The 21,746-nt window shown below is 41.3% G+C and carries 20 protein-coding genes; 19 read left to right on the forward strand and 1 reads right to left on the reverse strand.

Annotation, left to right across the window (positions count from 1 at the left end; all coding sequences use genetic code 11):
• Positions 1-76: 76 nt before the first annotated feature.
• From DYI25_RS19425 to DYI25_RS19495, 15 genes are all read left to right on the forward strand, one after another.
• On the forward strand, positions 77-442 hold the full coding sequence (locus DYI25_RS19425) for a MerR family transcriptional regulator (protein WP_213372026.1): 366 nt from the start codon (positions 77-79) through the stop codon (positions 440-442).
• Positions 439-2,112 carry an acyl-CoA dehydrogenase family protein gene (locus DYI25_RS19430; RefSeq protein ID WP_213372027.1) on the forward strand — a complete coding sequence of 558 codons (1,674 nt, stop codon included), beginning with the start codon at positions 439-441 and terminating at the stop codon, positions 2,110-2,112. Before DYI25_RS19425 ends, DYI25_RS19430 begins: the two co-directional genes overlap by 4 nt.
• Before the next feature lie 336 nt (positions 2,113-2,448).
• On the forward strand, positions 2,449-3,225 hold the full coding sequence (gene tapA, locus DYI25_RS19435) for an amyloid fiber anchoring/assembly protein TapA (protein ID WP_213372028.1): 777 nt from the start codon (positions 2,449-2,451) through the stop codon (positions 3,223-3,225).
• 23 nt (positions 3,226-3,248) lie between these two features.
• The gene (sipW, locus tag DYI25_RS19440; protein WP_213372029.1) at positions 3,249-3,833 is read left to right on the forward strand and encodes a signal peptidase I SipW; all 585 of its coding nucleotides are present in this window, start codon (positions 3,249-3,251) and stop codon (positions 3,831-3,833) included.
• Positions 3,834-3,902: 69 nt separating this feature from the next.
• Entirely contained in the window at positions 3,903-4,535 is a 633-nt protein-coding gene (locus tag DYI25_RS19445; protein ID WP_213372030.1) for a TasA family protein, read from the forward strand.
• Between the two features lie 79 nt (positions 4,536-4,614).
• On the forward strand, positions 4,615-5,241 hold the full coding sequence (locus tag DYI25_RS19450; protein WP_213372032.1) for an LPXTG cell wall anchor domain-containing protein: 627 nt from the start codon (positions 4,615-4,617) through the stop codon (positions 5,239-5,241).
• A gap of 173 nt (positions 5,242-5,414) precedes the next feature.
• Entirely contained in the window at positions 5,415-5,711 is a 297-nt protein-coding gene (locus DYI25_RS19455; RefSeq protein ID WP_213372034.1) for a DUF5658 family protein, read from the forward strand.
• Positions 5,712-6,027: 316 nt separating this feature from the next.
• Positions 6,028-6,942: an NAD-dependent epimerase/dehydratase family protein gene (locus DYI25_RS19460; protein ID WP_213372036.1), complete on the forward strand. Its 915-nt coding sequence runs from the start codon at positions 6,028-6,030 to the stop codon at positions 6,940-6,942.
• 283 nt (positions 6,943-7,225) lie between these two features.
• Positions 7,226-8,251, forward strand: a complete 1,026-nt coding sequence (locus DYI25_RS19465; RefSeq protein ID WP_213372038.1) for an ABC transporter ATP-binding protein — start codon at positions 7,226-7,228, stop codon at positions 8,249-8,251.
• On the forward strand, positions 8,226-9,014 hold the full coding sequence (locus tag DYI25_RS19470; RefSeq protein WP_213372040.1) for an ABC transporter permease: 789 nt from the start codon (positions 8,226-8,228) through the stop codon (positions 9,012-9,014). The genes DYI25_RS19465 and DYI25_RS19470 overlap by 26 nt, the downstream gene beginning before the upstream one ends.
• A gap of 11 nt (positions 9,015-9,025) precedes the next feature.
• Positions 9,026-9,817 (forward strand): ABC transporter permease, encoded by a 792-nt coding sequence (locus DYI25_RS19475; protein WP_213372042.1) that lies wholly within the window; start codon positions 9,026-9,028, stop codon positions 9,815-9,817.
• Between the two features lie 120 nt (positions 9,818-9,937).
• Positions 9,938-10,291, forward strand: a complete 354-nt coding sequence (locus DYI25_RS19480; protein WP_249745554.1) for an SCP2 sterol-binding domain-containing protein — start codon at positions 9,938-9,940, stop codon at positions 10,289-10,291.
• A gap of 175 nt (positions 10,292-10,466) precedes the next feature.
• Positions 10,467-11,693, forward strand: coding sequence for an ATP-binding protein (locus DYI25_RS19485; protein WP_213372046.1), 1,227 nt, complete (start codon positions 10,467-10,469; stop codon positions 11,691-11,693).
• 226 nt (positions 11,694-11,919) lie between these two features.
• A complete protein-coding gene (locus tag DYI25_RS19490) occupies positions 11,920-13,122 on the forward strand; it encodes an HD-GYP domain-containing protein (RefSeq protein WP_213372048.1) in 1,203 nt (400 codons plus the stop codon).
• Between the two features lie 127 nt (positions 13,123-13,249).
• On the forward strand, positions 13,250-14,428 hold the full coding sequence (locus tag DYI25_RS19495) for a hypothetical protein (RefSeq protein ID WP_213372049.1): 1,179 nt from the start codon (positions 13,250-13,252) through the stop codon (positions 14,426-14,428).
• A gap of 33 nt (positions 14,429-14,461) precedes the next feature.
• Here DYI25_RS19495 and DYI25_RS19500 read toward each other — a convergent pair whose 3' ends face one another.
• Positions 14,462-15,514 (reverse strand): M20 family metallopeptidase, encoded by a 1,053-nt coding sequence (locus DYI25_RS19500; RefSeq protein WP_213372050.1) that lies wholly within the window; start codon positions 15,512-15,514, stop codon positions 14,462-14,464.
• 411 nt (positions 15,515-15,925) lie between these two features.
• Here DYI25_RS19500 and DYI25_RS19505 point away from each other — a divergent pair, with 411 nt between their 5' ends.
• The 4 genes from DYI25_RS19505 to DYI25_RS22695 all read left to right on the forward strand — a co-directional run bounded on the left by DYI25_RS19505 (position 15,926) and on the right by DYI25_RS22695 (position 21,605).
• A complete protein-coding gene (locus tag DYI25_RS19505) occupies positions 15,926-18,313 on the forward strand; it encodes an immune inhibitor A domain-containing protein (RefSeq protein ID WP_213372051.1) in 2,388 nt (795 codons plus the stop codon).
• 389 nt (positions 18,314-18,702) lie between these two features.
• Positions 18,703-19,845: a DEAD/DEAH box helicase gene (locus DYI25_RS19510; protein WP_213372052.1), complete on the forward strand. Its 1,143-nt coding sequence runs from the start codon at positions 18,703-18,705 to the stop codon at positions 19,843-19,845.
• Between the two features lie 113 nt (positions 19,846-19,958).
• Positions 19,959-21,446 (forward strand): amidase family protein, encoded by a 1,488-nt coding sequence (locus DYI25_RS19515; RefSeq protein WP_213372053.1) that lies wholly within the window; start codon positions 19,959-19,961, stop codon positions 21,444-21,446.
• Positions 21,447-21,470: 24 nt separating this feature from the next.
• Positions 21,471-21,605, forward strand: a complete 135-nt coding sequence (locus DYI25_RS22695; RefSeq protein ID WP_260983522.1) for a hypothetical protein — start codon at positions 21,471-21,473, stop codon at positions 21,603-21,605.
• Positions 21,606-21,746: the final 141 nt, after the last annotated feature.

Raw genomic sequence — 21,746 nt, forward strand, 5'->3', positions numbered from 1 at the left:
TTTACAGTTGCTCTTTACGTTAACGTCAATGGTATAATTAATTTACTGATTATTCTGTTAAAAAAGAGGTTTTGCTATGTATTCGATTTCTGATTTGGCTGAGGAGTTTGGGGTTACAACAAGGACCATTCGGTATTATGAAGAGCTTGGCTTGTTGGAGCCATCCCGAACAGAAGGGGGCCGGCGAACCTACTCCGGCAGCGATCTTGCAAGGTTGAAGCTTGTGCTAAGAGGGAAACGCTTTGGCTTCTCGCTGGAGGAAATTAAAGAAATGGTCCTGCTATTCGACGAGGACCGGACAGGAGAAAAGCAGCTGAAGCGGACCATCGAGTACGGGGAAGAGAAGTTGGCAGAGGTGAATGACAGAATATGTGAATTGGTTGAGATCAAAGAAGAAATCGAAAGACTGATGACTGAATTTAAAGGGAGGCTAAACCAATGAATTTTTATCAAGAAGAACCACAGTTTCGGGCATTGTTGAAAGAATTACTGGATGAGGAATTTTTTGCGTATGCTGATAAAGAGCTAATGGAATATGGCGAGAAATGTGCAAATGACATCGACCAGCGTGCCAGGTTTACCGACCGCGAAGGCCAACCGAAGCTGATTAAATTCGATGCCTACGGTGAGGACATCTCTGAAGTATGGGTGAATGATGGGTATCGGAAAACAGTTGAAGATTCTTATAACACCGGGATTGTCGGCTACGTCCATAAGGAGATTCCCAAGCTTGGACGGAAGGGGAATTATATCTATTCTTATGCACAGGGCTATCTGTTATCCCAAACAGAGCCAGGCTTTTACTGTCCGGTAACCCTGACGATGGCAACAGCCTATTTATTGGACCAATACGCGTCTCCAGAATTAAAAGAAAAATTCCTTCCCCATGTTTTATCAACAGGGGATACAACGCTGTTCGAAGGCGCAACCTTCCTGACTGAGCGCCAGGGAGGGTCCGATGTCGGCGCAAATGTGGTGAAGGCAGTTCAAACGGCGGAGGGCTACAAGCTCTACGGTGAAAAATACTTCGCCTCCAACGCAGGAATGTGCGGAGTCGCGATGGTGTTAGCAAGAAAAGAAGGAGCACCATCAGGAACAAAAGGCCTGACGTTATTCGCAGTCCCTTGGCGTAAAGAAGATGGAAAACTTAACGGCATCAAGATTCGCAGGCTAAAAGACAAACTCGGAGTCAAAGCAGTGCCATCAGCCGAAGTCGAGTTTGAAGGTGCAGAAGCATTTGTCGTTGGCGATCCAACAAAAGGCTTTTACTATATGATGGAAGCGTTGAACCTATCCCGCGTCTGCAACACCGTCGCATCACTCGGAATCATGCGCCGTGCATACAGCGAAGCAAGACAATACGCATTAAAACGCGACGCCTTCGGCAAAAAACTGGCTGATTTTCCAATGATTAAAGAATCCCTGGTTAAAATGGCCGTGAAGCTTGAAGTTGAAACCAGGACAGTGTTTAAGTATCTTCCGTTGTTTGAGAAAGTCATAAGGAATGAACCGGGAGTATCAGAAAAAGATATCGTCCTCAATAGACTCTACATTGCCCTGTTGAAAAAAGAAACCGCCGAACAAGCCGTCCACTTCGCACACGAAGCCATCGAAATGCACGGCGGGAACGGGTATATCGAAGACTTTGTCACGCCGCGTTTATTGAGAGATGCACAAGTGCTGACCGTTTGGGAAGGTACTGCGAATATCCTCGGACTAGAAGTATTGCGATTGATGGAGAAGTTCAATGCTGGCGAGCTGTTTTTACAGGAAATAAAGGGGCGCATTTCAGGGATGGAGAGTGAATTTGCGAAACAGGTTCAAACAGGAGTAGAGCAGCTAGAGTCCCTGTTAACTTCTCTCAATCATGCATCAGCTGATCATAAAACATTTCATTCTAAAAGAGTTGCCGAGCTGATGGTGAAAATTTTCGAATGCGTCACAGCATTAGAATATGCTGAAAGTGGAGACGAACGTGCAACGAAAGTGATGGAAGTTTTCATCGATACGACATGGAAGTCCAATTATATTTTTGAAGAGAGTCTAAAAGCGGTTGATTTCTTCGGGGAAATCGTAATGGAGGCTGGAAAAAAGCAAGGAGTTACAGCTTAGATGGTGAATGATTGAGTTTTGATTCTAATAAAAAAAGCAATTTAGACTGAAGCAAATGCTTCAGTCTATTTTTGTTCTTTATTAAAAACAATTAAGATAGAAATTTTGAAATAGTGAGTAAACAAGAGATAAAAAGAGATTTATAACGAAAAATGTTCTTTATAAAGAATATATAACCATTTTTAACGTTTTTCAAAAATGATAGACTGGCATATACTTTAATAGAGTTGTTCTCTAAAAAGAACGACATAAGTGTTTTCAATAAGCCTCTATGCTGTGCCAATAAATAATAAATGACTCAAGAGTCGGGAGGTGATAACTATTCGACACACTCGAATGAGAAAATACAGGCGTCCGCCCCGTTTTTTCAGCAGGTTCATTCCAATCTTGGCGGCAAGTTATCTATTGCTATTTTCATTGATTCAACTAAATACGTATACCAATGCAGCTTTCAATGATGTTGAAAAAGTCCGGGCTTCCGTCCAGGTTAGTTGGCCGATAGATGAATGGGATAAAAGTTCATTATCTTTCAATTTTGCAGGTTTGGAAAGAGGGGGCAGCTGTGATCCTCCATATGTATTCACGGATGTATACAATGCTGGTGAAGATATGACGTTCTCCACATGGAAATGGGAATTATTTATGGTTGGAGAAGGCAAAGACTCAAAAAATCCTATTAGTCCAGTACTTGAGAGCGGTGAAGTTCCACAGATAACTGCAAATAAGGCAGGAAGAATCGAGACGTCCAATCTTCAGAGTCTTCCGGGGAATGGACAATATAGATTCAAAATAACAAAGCCTGCTCACCCTGGAAAGGAAGCGATCTGGAGCGATGTTATTAAAGTAAGCGACTGCTCCGTTCCAGAGATAAACAATGACAACGAAAAAAATGAGATTGATCGCGATGCAGGTCCCTCTGAACAGAACAACGATGCTCCACTGACGATAGAACAGGAGAAAGAGAATGACAAACAGAAGCAAGCAACGAATGATCCGCTAGATAGTTCAGATAATGAGGAAAAAGAGTTTGATGAAAAAAGTGTCCAAATAGACCCTTCTAATCAGCCGTCATCCGATCCGGAGAACAATGAACCTGTGGATAGTGGTGATTAGATGTAAAGGAGAGGAATTCCATTTTGAAAAGAACATTTAGGATGATTGGCAACGCTATATATTGGTTCGTTTTTTCGGTCTTCCTGCTCATGCTCATAATGGTGGTTTCTTCTCGGGTTTCAGGTCAAGAACCTGAACTTTTTGGTTATCAATTCAAGACAGTCCTGTCTGGCTCAATGGAGCCAACATTCAAGACAGGATCTTTAATCCTTGTAAAAAAAGCTGAGAATCCAACCATTCTGGAAAAACATGATGTCATCACTTTCAGGCAAAATGAAATGAATATCATTACCCATCGGATTATGGAAGTAATCAAGCAAGGTGAAAACGTCCTTTATCGAACAAAGGGTGATCATAACGAGAATGAAGATATGAACCCGGTAAACAGTCAGAATGTACTGGCTGTATATTCAGGCATTACCATTCCGCTAGTTGGCTATCTGCTGAAATATGCAAGTTCTCCACTTGGAATCGGTCTGCTTCTGATCATACCAGGCTTGTTGCTTCTTGTTTACTCAGCCTGGACAATTTATCAGGCTTTAAGGCAACTAGTAGAAAAAACAAGAGCAATTGCAGCAATGGAGGAAAAACAAACAATAATTTCGTAGTTTTTCACGATGCTAGATTCACATACACGTACAAGAATATGAGGAAAAATTAACAGGGAGGAATAGAAAATGAATATCAAAAAAAGACTAGGTTTAGGAATCGTATCCGGAGCGTTAGGACTATCACTTATTGGAGGAGGAACCTGGGCGGCATTCAATGATGTTGAAGAAGTAGATAGTTCATTCAAAGCAGGTACCTTGGATTTAGCTGTTGGCACGTCTGCTGCCTTTAACTTTAGGAATCTTAGTCTTGGGACAACTATTACAGAACAATTGACACTAAAGAATAAAGGTTCTCTTGACATTGATGATGTTTTTGTTCATGCAAATAAACTAGGGGGCTGGGAAGATAAGGATATTCTTAATCTTGGGTCAGACTACGGGACCAATGATGAGGAAGAATTCCTCTCCCAATTCAGCGTGAAAATCAAAAAGCAAGGTACAGATAATTATGTATATGATGGAACATTACAAGGTTTGCTGGAGCGCCCAGGTACATTTGAATTAACAGGCACAGGAGCAAATGCAGTTGGTCTTGCCTCTGGTAATGGAGAAGTGACCTACGATATTACGATTAAATTCGAAGAAAATAACGAGCGAATCGAAGGCAGTCGTCTCTTCAAGCAAAATAAATTCCAGGGTGAAGAATCTAACTTAGAGTTAGTGTTCGAAGCCACTCAAATGCCAGGCGAAGAGCGCTAAGCATTGGATTTTAGTCAATAAAAAAAGGCAGGGTTGATCCCTGCCTTTCCTATAGAACCTATAGGAAAGGAGCGGAATTATGAAGAAGTTTAGGCTGCTCATCGTTTTTGCAACATTTATCATTACGTGCTTTCCACTCTCGGCTATGGCCGTGTCAAATACGAATTCTCGTGAAATAAAAGAAATAGATCTTTCCACAACTCCTCAAGGCATTTTGTTTAACCTTGATCACCTGAAGCCAGGTGATTGGACGACCAGGACGCTTTTGATTTCCAATGATGGTAAGCAAGATTTTAAATATTCTTTTTCTAACCAATTTCTTAAAGGCTCTGAAAAATTATATAATGAGCTCCTACTGAAAGTAAGTGGAGGAGAAGGGGTTTTATACGAAGGAAAGCTGAAGGATTTTCACAAACTTGACTCAAGATTCATTAAAAGCAAGGGGTCAGAAGAATTGGATTTCCATGTGGAAATGCCTTTTGAACTAGGCAATGAATTTCAGGGACTAGTTGTTGAAGTTAAATTTCCACTCTCTGCTGAAGGTGCCGGACAAGAGGCCATACTGCCATCAAATGGAGGAATAAAACTGCCTAATACGGCCACAGGAATTTTTAATCTCCTGGTTGCAGGGGCAGTGATGATTGCGGCAGGGACTGTTCTCATGCTTATTCATAATAGAAAGAAGGACCATATGAACGTGAACTAGTGACCTTGACCAATTAATTGAGTCAAGGTTGTTTTATTCCCTTACGAAGCTTTGTCAGGTACTTCGGTTTAATCGAATGTAATATACATAGACCAAAAGGGTATGTAAATTAATGATTCATTGTTGGCAATAATGACAGATAGATTTTCAAATTTCCCCTTGAGGTGAAAGTATTGACTCTTCTCTTCTATTATCTTACGTTCCTGAATCTGATTGATGCTTTTGTGACCTGGTTTGGTCTGGAAAATGAGTTCATAACCGAGTTGAACCCAGTGATGAACTTTATATATGAAGTAAATCCATTATTATTTATCTGTTCTAAAGCGGCTCTTTCGCTTTTCCTCTTATTATTTATTGTATTCAAGCAAGTACCCAAAAGCGGTTTTATTAAAGGGATTACACTATTCGCTTCTTTTTCATATACAGGAATTACCCTCATGCACGGCTTCTGGCTGGTGAACATTTTATAAACATGTCCTTTTGGAAAAATTCATTAGAAAATCATTTTTATTTGAACGGATGGGATTCATTTTCTGCTTTTCATCGAAGGTGCATCTTCATATGTTCTATCCAAGGGTAAGCACCTAGTTCCATTTGACGGGAACCTGGTGCTTTTTCTTTTTGAAAAGAAGGGCGGGGTGAAGCCAAAAAGAATTCTATGAGTAATGAAATTAGTGCTGATTAGCCGTCTTGATTCATAAGATAGCAATAACTTCTGTACGTAACCTATTACAAAGGTGCTTTTTGTACGGATGTTCTTTATAACGTTAAAGGGGATGCTCATTCATGAAGGTGCTAGTCACGGGGGGAGCCGGTTTCATTGGTTCTAACATAGTAGATGAACTAATAAAGGAAAACTTTGAGACGATTGCTGTAGATAATTTAGCAGCCGGGAATATGAGGAACCTTCCAAAGGATTCCGTATTCTATAAAGCGGATATATGTGAAAATCTCGATCAGGTTTTTATGGCTGAGAAGCCCGATATCGTCATCCATCAGGCAGCACAGGTTTCCGTTACAAAATCTATGTCTGATCCTGTTTATGATGGACATATAAATGTTATTGGAACTGTAAACCTTCTAAATACATGTGTAAAACATGGAGTGAAAAAATTTATTTTTTCCTCAAGTGCTGCGGTTTACGGCAGTCCTCAGTATTTACCCATCGATGAAAGTCATCCTTCTGCACCGATTTCTCCCTATGGAATTTCGAAACAATGTGCTGAGCAATATATACAGCTTTTCTCAAGTATGTATCATCTGCCTTACACTATTTTAAGATATTCAAATGTCTTTGGCCCACGCCAGGATGTGAATGGAGAAGCCGGGGTAATTGCTATTTTTATAGAAAAGTTAGTAAAGGGTGACATAATAAATATCTATGGTGATGGATTGCAAACGAGGGATTTCGTTTTTGTTAAAGATGTGGCGAGAGCAAATATAGCCGCATTAACTTCTGGAGAAAACAGTATTATTAATATTGGTTCCCAGAGCCAGGTGCCGATTGTGGAGGTATTTAGAAGAATATCCCAAATACTAAATGTAGAAGTCTCTCCAAATTATTCAGATGAAAGACCGGGAGATATAAAACATAGTATTTTATCTAAAGAGTATGCAGAAAAAGCTTTAAAGTGGCTGCCTAAATATAGTTTTTCAGCAGGTTTAAAAGAAACGATTAAATATTATCAGGGCTTGCTATAAAAAAGTGCCACATATCATTCTGGCATAGAAATTTTAAAGATTTACTGTTGCCAAATTTTTCTTATAAAGGTACAATATGAAAAGTAACTTAAGGAGGCAGTCGAAATGTTGAACACTACGAATGGAACAGCAACAACAATTTCATATGATTTATCTTCGGCCTGCCTGCATTGTGTGTAGTGCGTTTATTTTTCATGTAAAATAACTGCTAAACCACGGACTGGGATGTCTGTGGTTTTTTTGTGCCTAAAAATCGAATGTATGTTCTTGGAGAGTGATATGTGTGATTACAGTTGAAAATTTAAAGAAGGAATATAAATTGGTGAAGCGCGATCCTGGTCTAAAGGGAGCGATCAAGTCGCTTTTTAACCGGAAGTATGAGACGAAGCATGCGGTGAAGGGGATTAATTTTTCCATCGAACAAGGCGAAACGGTTGGCTATATCGGCGCGAATGGTGCCGGAAAGTCGACGACGATTAAGATGCTTACGGGCATCCTGACGCCGACTTCAGGAAAAGTGACGGTGAATGGGCTGGTACCATATGAAAACCGTCAGAAGAATGCTGTCAATATTGGGGCTGTCTTCGGGCAGCGTACGCAGCTGTTCTGGGATATTCCTGTACGCGAATCTTATAATCTCTTGAAGCATATTTACGAGATTCCGGAGCAGGAATATAAGGAAACGATCGCGATGTTTACCGAGGTACTTAACCTAGAACCATTGCTTGGCATTCCGGTCAGACAGCTTTCGCTCGGACAAAAAATGCGCTGTGAACTGGCTGCTGCCTTCCTTCACAGGCCTAAGGTTGTCTACCTGGATGAGCCGACAATTGGTCTTGATATTGCGGTAAAAGTGAAAATCCGCAAGTTTATTAAAGAAATGAATCAGCGCTGGGGCACAACAGTGCTGCTGACTACACATGATATGCAGGACATTGAAGAAATCTGTGACAGGATCATTATCATTGATGGAGGTACCATCGTATATGATGGCGGTCTGGATGAAATTAAAAAGCAATTCGGCCAAAAACGGGTGATTCATTTTGAAGTGGCTGATAAAGAAAAGTTCGTATTGCCAGCTTCCCTCGTTGGTCAAGCAGAAGTTTTACCGAATGAGGAAGAAACGAAGGTCAGCCTTTCTTTTGACCATGAGACTGTCAAAAGCTCGTTCGTCATTTCAGAAATGATGAGCATGTATGAAATTGGAGATTTGAATATTGCTGATCCTAAGATTGAGACGATTGTTGAGGAGCTGTACAACAAGCAGGAACAGGGGGTAGAGCATGAGAAAGTATTGGCAAATAGCTAAAGGGCGGATGCAGGAGAATACCGCCTATTCAGCCTGGTACTGGGCCGGGACCGTTTCTGCAGTGATGAGGCTGCTGATTATTTACTTCTTCTGGCAGGCAGTTTATGCGAACCAGACAACTATTCAAAATATTAATCTTGAAACGATGCTGACGTATATCGTAATTGCGATGCTGCTGCAGGGGTTTGTTGGCGGTGTCGGCAATGAGCTTGCGGAAAACATAAAGGACGGACAGGTCGCAATCGAGTTAATGCGCCCATACGATATGATTTTTAAATTATTTGCTGTCGATATCGGAGCAAAGATTATGTACTTGATACAGGGAACTATCCCGATGGTGTTAATTGCTTACTTCTTCATGGATTTAAGCTTTCCAAAATCACCTGAGACGGTCTTGCTATTCGTAGTGAGTGCGCTGGTGGGTATTTGGATCGGTACTTTCTTCGACTTCCTTGTCGGCGTGCTCGCGTTCTGGACGGTCAATGTCTGGGGAGTAAGGGTACTAAAGGAATCCTTGATTACATTTTTCTCAGGCGCACTTGTGCCGATTACCCTTTTTCCTGATTGGCTGAGAACCATCACTGAGTTCCTTCCGTTCCAGGCGATGATTTATCTGCCGGTATCAATCTATTCAGGACTCATAAGCGGGACGGAGGCTTATATGGCTCTGGGTGTACAGCTCTTCTGGCTGGTATCTTTATATGTTTTGGTAAGGGTAATCTGGTCGCAAGCGATTAAACAGATTACGATTTTCGGAGGTTAGGAGGCGTTTCTATGCGTCGTTATACGAGATTATATTGGGAGTTTGCGAAGAGCCATATGAAGGTGATGATGGAGTACCGAATCGATTTTTTGATCGGGGTCGCCTCGGTGATGCTTGAGCAGTTCGCTTCCATCTTTTTTGTAAAAGTAGTGTTCGACCACATTGAGCAGATTAATGGTTGGTCGTTCTATGAGATTTTGTTCATTTACGGAATTGCGGCAACGGGCCGGTCGATCCACCAGATTTTCTTTGATAATTTATGGACGCTTGGCTGGCAGTACATCCGTCCGGGAAAGCTCGACCGCTTGCTGATCAGGCCGGTCAATCCATTGTTCCATGTCGTCGCAGATCGATTGCATCAGGATGGGTTTGGTCAACTGATCATCGGCTTAATCATACTAGGAACAGCGATTCCACAGCTTGATCTAGTATGGGGAGCTGCGGAAATCGCAATGCTGATCATCATGATTATTTCATCAGGATTGATTTTCGTGGCAATCAACTTATTTTTTGCGACATTCAGCTTCTGGATGATCGACAGTCTTCCTATTGTATGGGCGGTCTTCAACCTGAGCGATTTTGCCAGATACCCGCTGACGATCTATCACAAGGGAATCCGCATGTTCCTGACCTGGATCATTCCATACGGGTTCACAGCATTTTTCCCGGCAGCTTATTTTATTGATAAGTCAGGCTACAAGGAATTCGCGCTCTGGACTCCTGTGGCTGCGATTGTTTGCTGTGTCCTTGCCTATGCATTCTGGAATAGGGGACTGAAGGCATTCGCAAGTACGGGCAGTTAAGTGAAAAGCATCCCGACGTATATAGGGAATTATCTGACAATACTTGCAATTCCGGATTGCCCATAGGACTTCAGTCGGGTATGATGAAAATAAACTAGTTTGATAGAGGTGGCGAGTAGGTTGGAGAGCAAATCAATTAGAGAAGTTTGGCAGGAAATCGAGAAGGTCATGAATGAAAAGCCAGAGCCCATCGAGGGCATGAACGTTGTTTATCAGTATGAAATCACAGGTGACGACACTGGAACGTTCCAGCTATTCTTATCTGACGGAACTGCTCGTGTGGTCGAAGGAACGGAAGGAACCCCAGATTGCACCCTGAAGCTTTCAGACAAAAACTTCAAGAAGATGATTGTGGGCAAATTGAACGGAACAGCCGCCTTCATGACAGGAAAACTCAAAGTCCAGGGCAGCATGGGGCTGGCACTGAAACTTGAAGGAATCCTCAATGAATATAATCTAAGTGAAACAGCATAAAAAGCAGTGGACCAGGTATATGAGAACCTGGTCCATTTTTTATTCTATAAAAAATTCCTTTATAGCTATAAAAAATATTTATTAAAAACCACCTCCAAAACGAGACAAAAAGTAACAAGATGCGACACATCCTGCTATAATAAGGCTATCAAGTTTAGGATTTAAGGAGATTCGTATGGATCCACTCAAAAAAAATTCGGTTTTAGTATATGAAGAAGTAAAAGCAGTTAAGTTCTTTTTGTGGACTTTTTATTTAATTCTTGTTCCATATGACTTTGTAATTTATTATTTGGTTCCTTATTTTAATAATGAAAAAATAGGCTTGCCTTTAGGTGGATTGGGTTTTTTCTTTCATGTTTTTTTATTTACGCTGCTCCCTTTAGCTATCTACCTGATAAGGAAAGGTAACCCCGAAAAGATAAAATACATTTACTTTTTTGCCTTTATACTAGTAGATATTATTAATAATTTTATGGTCTACTGGGGAACAGATGGAGAATTCAAAACTGGGCATGTAGTTGAAATTTACTTTATTTTATTTTCACCAATATTTGTGAGTAATCGTTTCTTTTGGACGATGACTCTAGGGTTTTTAATTAAATACGCTCTATCTGGTATTGTTTTTCAGACGACTAGCGTTCTTATTGCTATGGGCTTAATTGTCTTTATTGCTGCGATTGCCTGGATTTTGCTTTTGAGATTCCAATCATATATTAAGGCCATCACTTCTATTCATAACGATTTAAGGCAGCAAGAAAAGCTGGCTGTCATTGGCCAGATGGCTACGGCAATTGCCCATGAAATTAAAAATCCTTTATCTTCTTTGAAGGGTTTTACTCAGTTGCAGCAAGAAAAGGATAAGGGTGATGAACAATACTATCCAATCATGCTAAATGAAATCGATAGAATTAATGCGATTGTAAATGATCTGCTGATTCTCGGCAAACCTCATACCGCTGTAAAAACTCATAAGAAACTTGTTGATATAATACATTACGTTATAACAGTTATTGATCCGCATGCTCAGAGGAAAGATATTCAAATGAAGTATGATGTAGACGATTCAACTGTGCTATTATGTGACGAAAATCAGCTGAAGCAAGTTTTTATCAACTTAATAAAGAATGCCATGGAAGCAATGCCTAATGGGGGGACAGTAACCATTCACTCCAAAATTGAAGACGGTCGTGCTTTAATTTCAGTGAAGGATGAAGGATGTGGTATCCCTCCAGAGAAGCTCGCTAAATTAGGAGAGCCCTTCTATACAACCAAGCAAAACGGAAACGGATTAGGCTTGATGGTCACGAAAAAAATTATTGAAGAACATGAAGGTACATTAAATATTCAAAGTGAAATGGAAAAAGGGACAATTGTTACTATATCCGTACCAACTTTTAAATAAAGCTATGGCTGAATAATGAAAAATTACCCAATAAATAAACCAAAAGGACTATTTTAATAAATAGTCCTTTTGGTTTATAATGGAGAAAAATGTCGAACGATGACAAATTGAACTAGGTCATAATGCTTATTTTATTCTTATTTCAATAAAACTATTAATATATCAAGAATAATGGCGATATGAAGGGAAAATACATAGGTATATTGACAGAAAAAGAGGTACTATCATGCAAAATTCTTTTGAGGAGCCATCTTTGTATCATGAGGAAAAAAGAGCATTAAAGTGGTTTATAACTTTATTTTATATATTATTCATTTCCTTTGAGATTTTCTATTATTATTTATATCCGAAATTTGTTACGAACAAGGATGTTTTGATTTTCTCGAACTATAGATATTATTATCACCTTTTAATCCTATTGTTATTACCAATTGTGTCTTTAATGTTGAAAAAGGGAAAAATTTATTCAGTTAAGTTTATTTTTTTTCTGGGATTTATAGTAATTACAATACTTAATGATTCAGTAACTTACCTAGGTAATGGTTTAGGCTATGACGGTGGAAATATCGTTGAAGTGTTCCTGATTCTCTTTGCTCCAATTTTCGTAAATACTGCTTTTTTTTGGACAGTTTCACTTGGAACTATTTTTAAATACTCGTTCATAGGACTATTACTTAATACAACCGAAGTTTTTTTTCCAATACCGGTGATTTTAATCCTATCATTATTAGGATTCATTATTTTAAAGAGATATCAAGGATATGTGGAAGCTATTAAAGAATCATATGATAATCAACTATCTGGAATTGTTAAAGGAGTAATTGCAACACTTGAGTTAAAGGATCCTTATACCAAGGGTCACAGCGAAAGAGTAGCGTACTATGCAAACTCACTGGCTGAAGCTACTGGGAAATTTACGAAAGAACAACTGCGTTCCTTCACTTATGCGTGTTTATTACATGATATAGGGAAAGTGAATATCCCTGATTCAATACTTATGAAACCTGGTAAACTGACAAAAGAAGAATATGAAATTATTAAAACACATCCAGCGGTAGGGGCAGAAGCTATTATTAAGGTGAATGGACTAGGAGACAGTATTGATATTATAAAATCTCATCATGAAAGGTGGGATGGTACGGGGTATCCTGAACAATTAAAGGGAAGTGAAATTCCTTATTCAGCAAGAGTAGTGTCCATAGCGGATGCTTTCGATGCTATGACATCCTCCCGGTCCTATCGTTCAGCCATGCCTTTTGAAGTGGCATACAACAGGATAATAGAAGGTCAAGGTACACAATTTGATCCTGAACTTGTTGAAAAGTTTAAGGAAGTATTTTCAGAATGGACTGCATTCCATGCGAATTCCGAGCGGAATGAAAATCATTTGGATCAAAAACATAATTGTTTAGAGGAGGTGAGAGCATGAAAATTCGTAAGCTAAAAAAAATCAAAACAACTTGCTGGTGGTGTCCATTTGTTAAACAATAATTAAGGAAGGGGATGTTAAGTTTCTGTAAACATCCCCTTTATATTACTTTAATAAGGTGATGGGTATGGTTTTTACCTATGAAACTCATGTAACACTTAAACAACTAGCTATTCGAAAAGATCAAAAACATTATATTGTTGAAGATGTAATGAATGGTGAATTTTACGAAATGCCCGAAGTTTGTATTGTCGCTATTGAACTAATCAATCATAAAAGATCACTTGATGAAGTGGAAAAAGCACTGCTTGTTAAATATCCTGATGAAGATATAGAAATATTGAACTTTGTCTCTCAACTCCTTGAATTAAACTTAATTAGCAAGCTTAACGGAGAAGAAATATTAAGTGGATCAGTGCAGAAAAATCAAACAGGGTTTTTGTGGCTCCCACAAACCCTAGGCCGCTTCTTCTTCAATCCCATCAGCTCAAAGATGTACTTTCTTTTACTCATTGCAAGCGCAGGCTTAATTCTATTTAACCAGGACCTATTCCCGCGCTATTTTGACCTGTTTGTGTTTGACCTAATGTTCCAAAATATAGTGGCATTGCTGGTGGTCAGTTTCTTCCTTGTGATCCTGCATGAATTCGGCCATGTGCTTGCCGTAAGGTCTGAAGGTTTGCCAGCGAAGATTGAAGTGGGGAACCGTCTGTTTTTTGTTGTATTAGAGACGGATATGTCCCAGGTGTGGAAGTTACCTGCTGAAAAGCGCAATAAGCTTTATCTTGCTGGGATGAATTTTGATATCGTGGTATTGTTCCTTGCATTATCAGCTCAGATCTTCACGAGCGAAAGTACCCTCACAATGGGTCTATTGAAGTTGATCGTGCTGGACACACTTATCCGCCTTTTCTATCAGGCAGCTGTGTTTATGAAGACGGATTTATATTACGTCATCGAAAATAATTCTGGCTGCTATAATCTGATGGAAAATGGACGTAACTACTTAGCGAAATGGCTGCCTTTTCTCCGTGTGCCAGATACGGAAACATTTGCCGAGGAAGAGAAGGTTGTCCGAAGATATGCGGTTTTCTACCTAGCTGGCATCCTACTCACATTCATCATCACCGCCTACTACTACATCCCGCAAATGATGTTCGCTGTGAACGAAATCATGATGCCTGGATTCTTTGAACCAATCACCAGCATCCGTTTTTGGGATTCGGTTGTCTTTTTGCTGCAAGTATTGTTAGTTTCGGGATTATTGATTTACTCATGGACAAAGAAATATCGATTAAGCAGTTAAAAAGACAGCCGTGTGGCTGTCTTTTAGTTTATTTTAATAGGTTTTGACGTAATCGATTAAAATCTCTTTATATTTTTCCAGCGATTCTAGAACGACATATTCGTCATCGCCGTGCCAGTTGGCTCCGCTTGGTCCGAACTCGATTGCCGGAATTCCGTGCGCAGCAAAGTACTGGGTATCAGCCGCACCGTGCTGGCCGAATATCACTGCTTCGCCACCAATATGTTTTTCCAGAACCGGTTTCAGCTGTGTGATGAATATGTTATCCCGCTCTGTTGCGACTGGGATTCCTTTTAGGCCGACGGTAACTTTACCATCTGAAATGCTTTCAATTTGCTGCACAATGGAATCGGGATCTTGCCCCGGAAGATATCGAATATCAAGGGACATGAGACAGCGATCTGGAACCTTATTAAAGACTTCTCCGCCTGCGATGATGGCAAGATTAATAGAAGGTGATTGATAAAACTCTGAGCTTTCCTTGGTGAAAGGCAACTCAAGCAGTTTCTCGTACATTTTATAGGCTTTGACAATTGCATTTTCGCCTTCCCACGGACGGCTGCCGTGAGCTGATTTCCCTGTCACCTCTACTTCAAGCCTTAAGACCCCTTTTGCCTGCAAGGCTATTCCCAGCTGTGTTGGTTCAGAGGAGATGACAAAGTCTCCGCGATAGCCAATTTCAACGAGGTAGCCTGTACAATTTTTGCCGCCGATTTCTTCGTCCGAGACAATCTGCAGCTGGATTTTCACGCCGAGCTTTTGATTTCTTAAGTCTTTCATCGCAACCATCATCGCGGCAACGCCAGCTTTCATATCCGCCGCGCCCCTGGCATAGATTTTGCCATCCTTTTCAACGGGAACGAATTGGTCCTTTTTACCGCTGACCACATCAACATGTCCGTTGAAAACGATGGTATTATCGCCCTCACCAATTTCGCAGACGAGCATTTTATATCCATTATTTTCAATCAAATCCGGTTGTAATTCATGCTCAATCAGCCATTGTTTGCAAAACTCGACTGCCTGGTTGGCCCCTTCCATTGTGGAGCTGTCAATCAGGATCAATTCCTTTAATAATTCCTTCATTGTTTAAACACTCCTTGAAAAAGGTTCTACAATACATTACCACAGGCAGTGGAGTTCAATCGTTAATGTAAATAGTACCAATTTACTTTGAATAATTCCTTAATTATTTTTGGGGAATCACCAATATTAAGCTAGTCCAATAGAATCAAATTTAGAGACTCGAAGAAATTTTCCCAATAAATATTATTGGTAAAATAGTTTAATATACACTTATTTTTAATGAAGAAACAGGAAAAAAGACGGAGTTTATTTTATAAAAAGGCTTTTTCGAGTAAGAAATGCTGGTTTTTATAGGAAAATATTATTATATTATAAAAATTTACAATATTTAAAAACCTTGCTACAATTTCAATCAGATTCTTCAGAATATATGAAAAATCAAAACTTGGAAAATAGCAGGGGGTTATTTTTTTGAAGAAGAGAAGTTCGTTGAAGGTTCTTTCTAGCGTAGCGGCAAGTGCTGTCTTTGCTTCTACTTTATTTGCTGGATCATTTGCAGGGCCAACTGTAGCTCCTAAGAGTGTCGAAGCTGCGACAGCTCCTGTATCTGCACCCATAGACTTAAATATCATTGACCAGGATCGCCTGGCAAAGGCTTTGCAGGAAAGAGGGCTTATTGCTAAAGATGCTTCGTCAGAAGAAATCAACAAAGCGGTAACAGAATATATCAAGAAGAAGCAGGGTGCTAAAGCAGGCAAGACAGATAAGCATACTGCAGAAGATGAAATGGCAAAGAAGTCTAAGGACTTTTTAACAAAGCAGAAAGACAAGCTGACTAAGCAGCTTGAAAAAGGGCATGAAAACTTCAAGCAAGGAAAACCTACAGGATATGCAAAAGTAGATTCAGCAAAACAAGCCTCTTATAAGGGAGAAGTCAGGACTGACAAGGTTCTTGTAATCCTGGCTGAGTTCGCTGATTTCAAGCACAATACTATCGATCAAGAAGAAGGTTACATGTATTCTGACGACTTCAGCCGTGAGCATTATGAGAAGATGCTTTTTGGCGATGAAGAGTTCACACTTTTCAACGGTGAGAAGGTTCAAACCTTCAAACAGTATTATGAAGAGCAATCCGGCGGCAGCTATACTGTTGACGGCCATGTTACAAACTGGGTGACTGTGCCAGGCACTGCAAAGGAGTATGGCGATGACAATCCAGAAGGCGGTCATGACAACTTAAGTCCAAAAGGACCTCGTGATTTCGTAAAGGATGCATTGAAGGCTGCGGTGGCAGATGGAACTGACCTTTCTGAATTTGACCAATTTGATTTATATGACCTTGATGGCGATGGCAACCAAAACGAGCCGGACGGACTTGTTGACCACTTGATGGTCCTTCATGCTGGTGTCGGCCAGGAAGCTGGCGGCGGAAAGCTTGGTGATGATGCAATCTGGTCACACCGCTGGGTATTGAATGGTGTATATCGTGTACCAGGAACAGCTGGAACTGCACAAGTTCCATATTGGGGCGGATCAATGGGTGCCTACGACTACACAATCGAGCCTGAAGATGGAGCGGTTGGCGTCTTCGCACACGAATTCGGACATGACTTAGGTCTTCCAGACGAGTATGACACACAATACACTGGACAAGGCGAGCCGGTAGCTTCTTGGTCCATCATGAGCGGAGGCAGCTGGAACGGTAAGGTTGCTGGGACAGAACCTACAAGCTTCTCTCCACAGAATAAGGAGTACTTCCAAAAAATCATGGGCGGCAACTGGGCGAACATTACGGAAGTAAACTATGAAGACATCGATGCGAATGGTTTAACTGCGGTAATCGACCAGAGCGTAACGAAGTCAAAGAATAACGGCATTGTAAAAGTGAACCTTCCATCTAAAAAGGTTCAAGGCATCAAGCCGGCATTCGGCGAGAAGTACTACTACAGCACAAAAGGTGATGACCTGCATACTGCTTTGGAAACACCTGTATTCGACCTAACGAATGCAACAAACGCTACTTTCAGCTATAAAGCATGGTACGAAGTAGAATTCGATTATGACTATGTATTTGTAAATGCGGTAACAGAAGATGGTACAGAAGTTGAGCTTGATGTAATTGGTGATGAAAACACTGCTGGAGGCATGGAAACAACTCAAGGACAGTGGGTTGACAAGTCTTATGACCTTAGTCAGTTCGCAGGTCAGAAAGTGAAATTGACTTTTGATTATGTAACGGACGGCGGACTTGCTCCTGAAGGTTTCGCAATGGATAATCTGAGCTTGACTGTTGACGGAGAAGTTAGTTTCTCTGACGATGCAGAAGGCACTCAGCAAGTAACTCTTGATGGTTTTATCTCTTCAAATGGTTTGTTTGATAAAGACCACTACTACTACCTTGAGTGGAGAAACTATGCTGGATCTGACAAAGGATTGCTTCAGGCTCGCGGCGTGAAGTACAACACTGGATTGGTTGTTTGGTACGGTGACGACAGCTTCACAGATAACTGGGTTGGCGTACACCCTGGCGAGGGCTTCATCGGTGTAGTTGACTCTCACCCAGAAGCAATCGTAGGCAAGCTGAATGGACAGGATTCTGTAAAGAACAGCACACGCTATCAGATTTCTGACGCAGCCTTTTCACTTGACCAGGCTACTGATTGGTATGTGAATTCACCTTCACGCGGAATCTTTGATTACAAAGGACTTCCAGGCGTGACAACGTTTGACGATTCAAACAAGTACATCAACGAACTAATTCCGGATGCAGGCAAAATCTTACCTAACTACGGATTGAAGTTCCAGGTCATCGGCGAAGCGAAGGATAACTCTGCTGGTGCAGTTTGGATCCATAAATAAGATTGGGATTAGAAGACATCGGGCGATTTCTCGCTCGGTGTCTTTTTATGAATTTAGAAGACAGGGTGGGGTCCTCACTCGATGTCTTTTTGTGAATTTAGAAGACAGGGTGGGGTTCTTCACTCGATGTCTTTTTGTGAAATGTGGAAACATCGGGTGATTCCTCGTTCAATTTTTTCGTAACTTGGAAATAATGATGGTTTTTTTCCAGTTCGCCAATAAAGTTGTGAAAACCGCCAATAAAACGGAGTTAACTAAAAAACGGCTCTATAAAAGTATGCTTTTTCTTAAATAAAACTTGCAAAATGCCTCTTTTCGGGGGAATACTGGACTTATAATCGTGTTTTAGCTAGTATCAATACTAGAATGTTTAACTTAAGGAGAAAATCATGTCAGAAACTCAACCAATTATCGCACAACTGAAACCGTTCCTGCAGCAGGCCTGGGAAAAAGCTGGATTCGAGACGATGACTTCTGTCCAGACGACGGCGATTCCATTAATAATAGAAGGAAAAGATGTCATCGCGGAATCACCGACAGGTACTGGTAAAACTTTAGCGTACCTGCTTCCTGTTTTAAATAAAATCGATGCTAAGATGCAGAATACACAGGTAGTCATCCTCGCTTCGTCACAGGAACTAGTCATGCAGATCCTGTCTGAGGTCCAGAAATGGGGAGAAGGCAGCGATATCAAATCGGCAAGCCTGATAGGTGGGGCCAATTTAAAGCGCCAGATTGACAAGCTGAAAAAGAGCCCGCAAATCATCGTCGGAACGCCTGGGCGGACGAATGAGCTGATCAAGCAGAAAAAGCTGAAAATGCACAAAGTCCATACAGTCGTCCTTGATGAAGGCGACCAGCTTCTTACCCCGGAGCATAATGAAACGGTAAAAAGTATCGTAAAATCAACACTGGCGGATCAAAGACAGCTGTTATTATTTTCAGCCACTCTTCCAGAGACAGTTGAAAAATCAATCAAGAGGTTGGCGAAAGAACCTAAGATTATCAATGTAAAAAAGGATGACACGATTGATGCTGCAAAAGTCGAGCATATTTACTTTCTCAGCGAACAGCGTGACAAGATCAAAATCCTTGAGAAGATTGCCCGCTTAAATGGAACCAAATCACTTGTTTTTATTAAAGATATCCCAAACCTGACCATCTCTGCTGAAAAATTGAAGTTCAAAGACATCCACGTCGGCCAGCTGCACAGTGATTTGAACAAGCAGGACCGTCAGCGTTATTTGAATAAGTTCCGGGACGGCAGCAGCGAAATGCTTCTTGTCACCGATGTCGCAGCGCGTGGCTTGGATATTAAAGGTGTCACTCACGTTGTCCACTATGATTTCCCGAGGGAGCAGGACCAATACGTCCACCGCTCTGGACGCACTGGCCGTTTTGGTGCAGAGGGAACCGTCATCTCGATTGTCAACGAACGTGAAGAACGCGATTTGAAAAAAATTTGCAATGCACTCAATATTACGCCAGTGCAAAAAGAATTTTTTGGCGGTAAAATTGTAGACCCAGAATAATGAGTATCGAAGCTATAGGACCTGTTCCTATAGCTTTTGTTTTGCAAATAAAGGGTTTTATTAAAAGGAGTCAGAATATATTCCGTAGTTTATTTTGAAAGGAGTTGTTGAAGGTGAAAAATCCACGTTTAGATACATTGATGACAGAATGGCTGCCAGAAGCGACAATTGATGAGCTGCAGGAAAAAATGGAGAAGGGTGAGCTGTCTTCACATGATCTTGTCTTGATGTATCAGGCCCGTATTGCTGCTTTTGATCAAACAATCCATTCGGTGCTTGAATTAAATCCCGATGCTCTTCAGATTGCGGCGGCGCTGGATACTGAACGAAAACTGAAAGGTCCCAGAGGCCCTTTACACGGCATTCCGGTCCTAGTGAAAGATAATATTGATACAAACGATAAAATGCATACAAGTGCTGGTTCGCTGGCCTTGAAGGATTCGTTTGCCCAGAAGGATTCCATGGTCGCCGCAAAGCTCAGGGAAGCGGGCGCGGTCATTCTTGGTAAAACCAATATGACGGAGTGGGCAAATTTCATGGCAAATGGAATGAAGAGCGGCTACAGCTCCCGCGGAGGCCAGGTACTGAATCCATATGGTCGCGGGAAATTTAATGTCGGTGGCTCAAGTGCTGGCTCCGGCGCAGCAATCGCTGCTAATTTCGCTGCCGTAGCAGTCGGAACAGAAACAGATGGCTCGATTTTAAATCCAGCTTCACAAAATTCTTTGGTTGGCATTAAACCGACAGTAGGCCTGGTCAGCCGCAGCGGAATCATCCCTATTGCCCACACTCAGGACACGGCCGGACCGATGGCGAGAACTGTCAAGGATGCGGTTTTTCTTTTAGAAGCGATTGCTGGCCATGATCCGCAAGACCCAGCAACGTTGGTGGATTTACCTGATTTCAGACACGATGTCCTGTTTGATGATCAGGCACTAAAAGGAGCAAAAATTGCTGTTGCCAGGGAAGAGTATATTGGCAAATGGACCGAGGAACAGGAGAGGATTTTTAAAGAGGCGGTAGAAAAATTGAAAGAGCTTGGAGCTGATGTAGTCGAAGCAGCAATCCCAGCGACTAAGGCGACTTGGGGCTATAAGGTTCTGAGCTATGAATTCAAAGCTGACTTGAATGCTTATTTGAACGGACTCTTACCGAATGTTGCGATCAGGACACTTTCAGACTTGATTGCATTCAATGATGAGCATGGAGAGAAAATGCTGAAATACGGCCAGGAAGTGCTGTTGGAATCCGAAGCGACAAGCGGAACACTGACCGAGCCTGAATACCTGGAGGAACTCGAATATAACCTTTACATGGCAAGGGAGCAGGGAATCGACTATGCATTGAAGGAGTACGGCGCTGATGCTGTCCTTTTCCCGATGGACGGTTCCACGATTGGCTCAAAGGCGGGATACCCTTCCGTTACGGTTCCAACTGCATTTACAGAAGCGGGAGAGCCGGTCGGTATCACTTTCACCGGTACTGCTTTCAGCGAACCATTGTTGATCAGGCTTGCCTATGCATACGAGCAGGCAACAAGGGTGCGTCAGGCTCCTGAACTAAGAATAAACGACGAGGAAAAAATCCATACTACTTCATGAATCCATCAAAAGGAGCGAGGCAGCATGGGTAAACAAAAGCTCGGCAACGGAAACGCCCAGCGCAACAACAACAAGAAAAAAGGCAACAATACACCCGAAGAATTAGTCGAATTCACAACTGGCCAGAAAGAAAAGAAATTCAACAATCCGATTGATTAACAGCAGAGAGCCCTAGCGATTTCTTCGCCAGGGCTCTCTTTATAGCAATTTTTTCAAGAACAGGACACTTGCCTTTAATATATCGATGAATTCAATCATCGGTCGAGCCATTCAAGATTTTATTGGCGAAAAATTAAATAA

The organism is Mesobacillus boroniphilus, from assembly GCF_018424685.1.
GTDB classification, from domain to species: domain Bacteria; phylum Bacillota; class Bacilli; order Bacillales; family Cytobacillaceae; genus Mesobacillus; species Mesobacillus boroniphilus_A.

What these genes read in the sequence shown, in the direction of transcription:
- DYI25_RS19470 (WP_213372040.1), top strand. Translation starts at nt 8,226, where the DNA reads ATGAGAAAGTATTGGCAAATAGCTAAAGGGCGGATGCAGGAGAATACC.
- DYI25_RS19500 (WP_213372050.1), bottom strand. Translation starts at nt 15,514, where the DNA reads ATGAAGGAATTATTAAAGGAATTGATCCTGATTGACAGCTCCACAATG.
- DYI25_RS19445 (WP_213372030.1), top strand. Translation starts at nt 3,903, where the DNA reads ATGAATATCAAAAAAAGACTAGGTTTAGGAATCGTATCCGGAGCGTTA.
- tapA (WP_213372028.1), top strand. Translation starts at nt 2,449, where the DNA reads ATGAGAAAATACAGGCGTCCGCCCCGTTTTTTCAGCAGGTTCATTCCA.
- DYI25_RS19495 (WP_213372049.1), top strand. Translation starts at nt 13,250, where the DNA reads ATGGTTTTTACCTATGAAACTCATGTAACACTTAAACAACTAGCTATT.
- DYI25_RS19460 (WP_213372036.1), top strand. Translation starts at nt 6,028, where the DNA reads ATGAAGGTGCTAGTCACGGGGGGAGCCGGTTTCATTGGTTCTAACATA.
- DYI25_RS19485 (WP_213372046.1), top strand. Translation starts at nt 10,467, where the DNA reads ATGGATCCACTCAAAAAAAATTCGGTTTTAGTATATGAAGAAGTAAAA.
- DYI25_RS19425 (WP_213372026.1), top strand. Translation starts at nt 77, where the DNA reads ATGTATTCGATTTCTGATTTGGCTGAGGAGTTTGGGGTTACAACAAGG.
- DYI25_RS19450 (WP_213372032.1), top strand. Translation starts at nt 4,615, where the DNA reads ATGAAGAAGTTTAGGCTGCTCATCGTTTTTGCAACATTTATCATTACG.
- DYI25_RS19430 (WP_213372027.1), top strand. Translation starts at nt 439, where the DNA reads ATGAATTTTTATCAAGAAGAACCACAGTTTCGGGCATTGTTGAAAGAA.
- DYI25_RS22695 (WP_260983522.1), top strand. Translation starts at nt 21,471, where the DNA reads ATGGGTAAACAAAAGCTCGGCAACGGAAACGCCCAGCGCAACAACAAC.
- DYI25_RS19475 (WP_213372042.1), top strand. Translation starts at nt 9,026, where the DNA reads ATGCGTCGTTATACGAGATTATATTGGGAGTTTGCGAAGAGCCATATG.
- DYI25_RS19490 (WP_213372048.1), top strand. Translation starts at nt 11,920, where the DNA reads ATGCAAAATTCTTTTGAGGAGCCATCTTTGTATCATGAGGAAAAAAGA.
- DYI25_RS19510 (WP_213372052.1), top strand. Translation starts at nt 18,703, where the DNA reads ATGTCAGAAACTCAACCAATTATCGCACAACTGAAACCGTTCCTGCAG.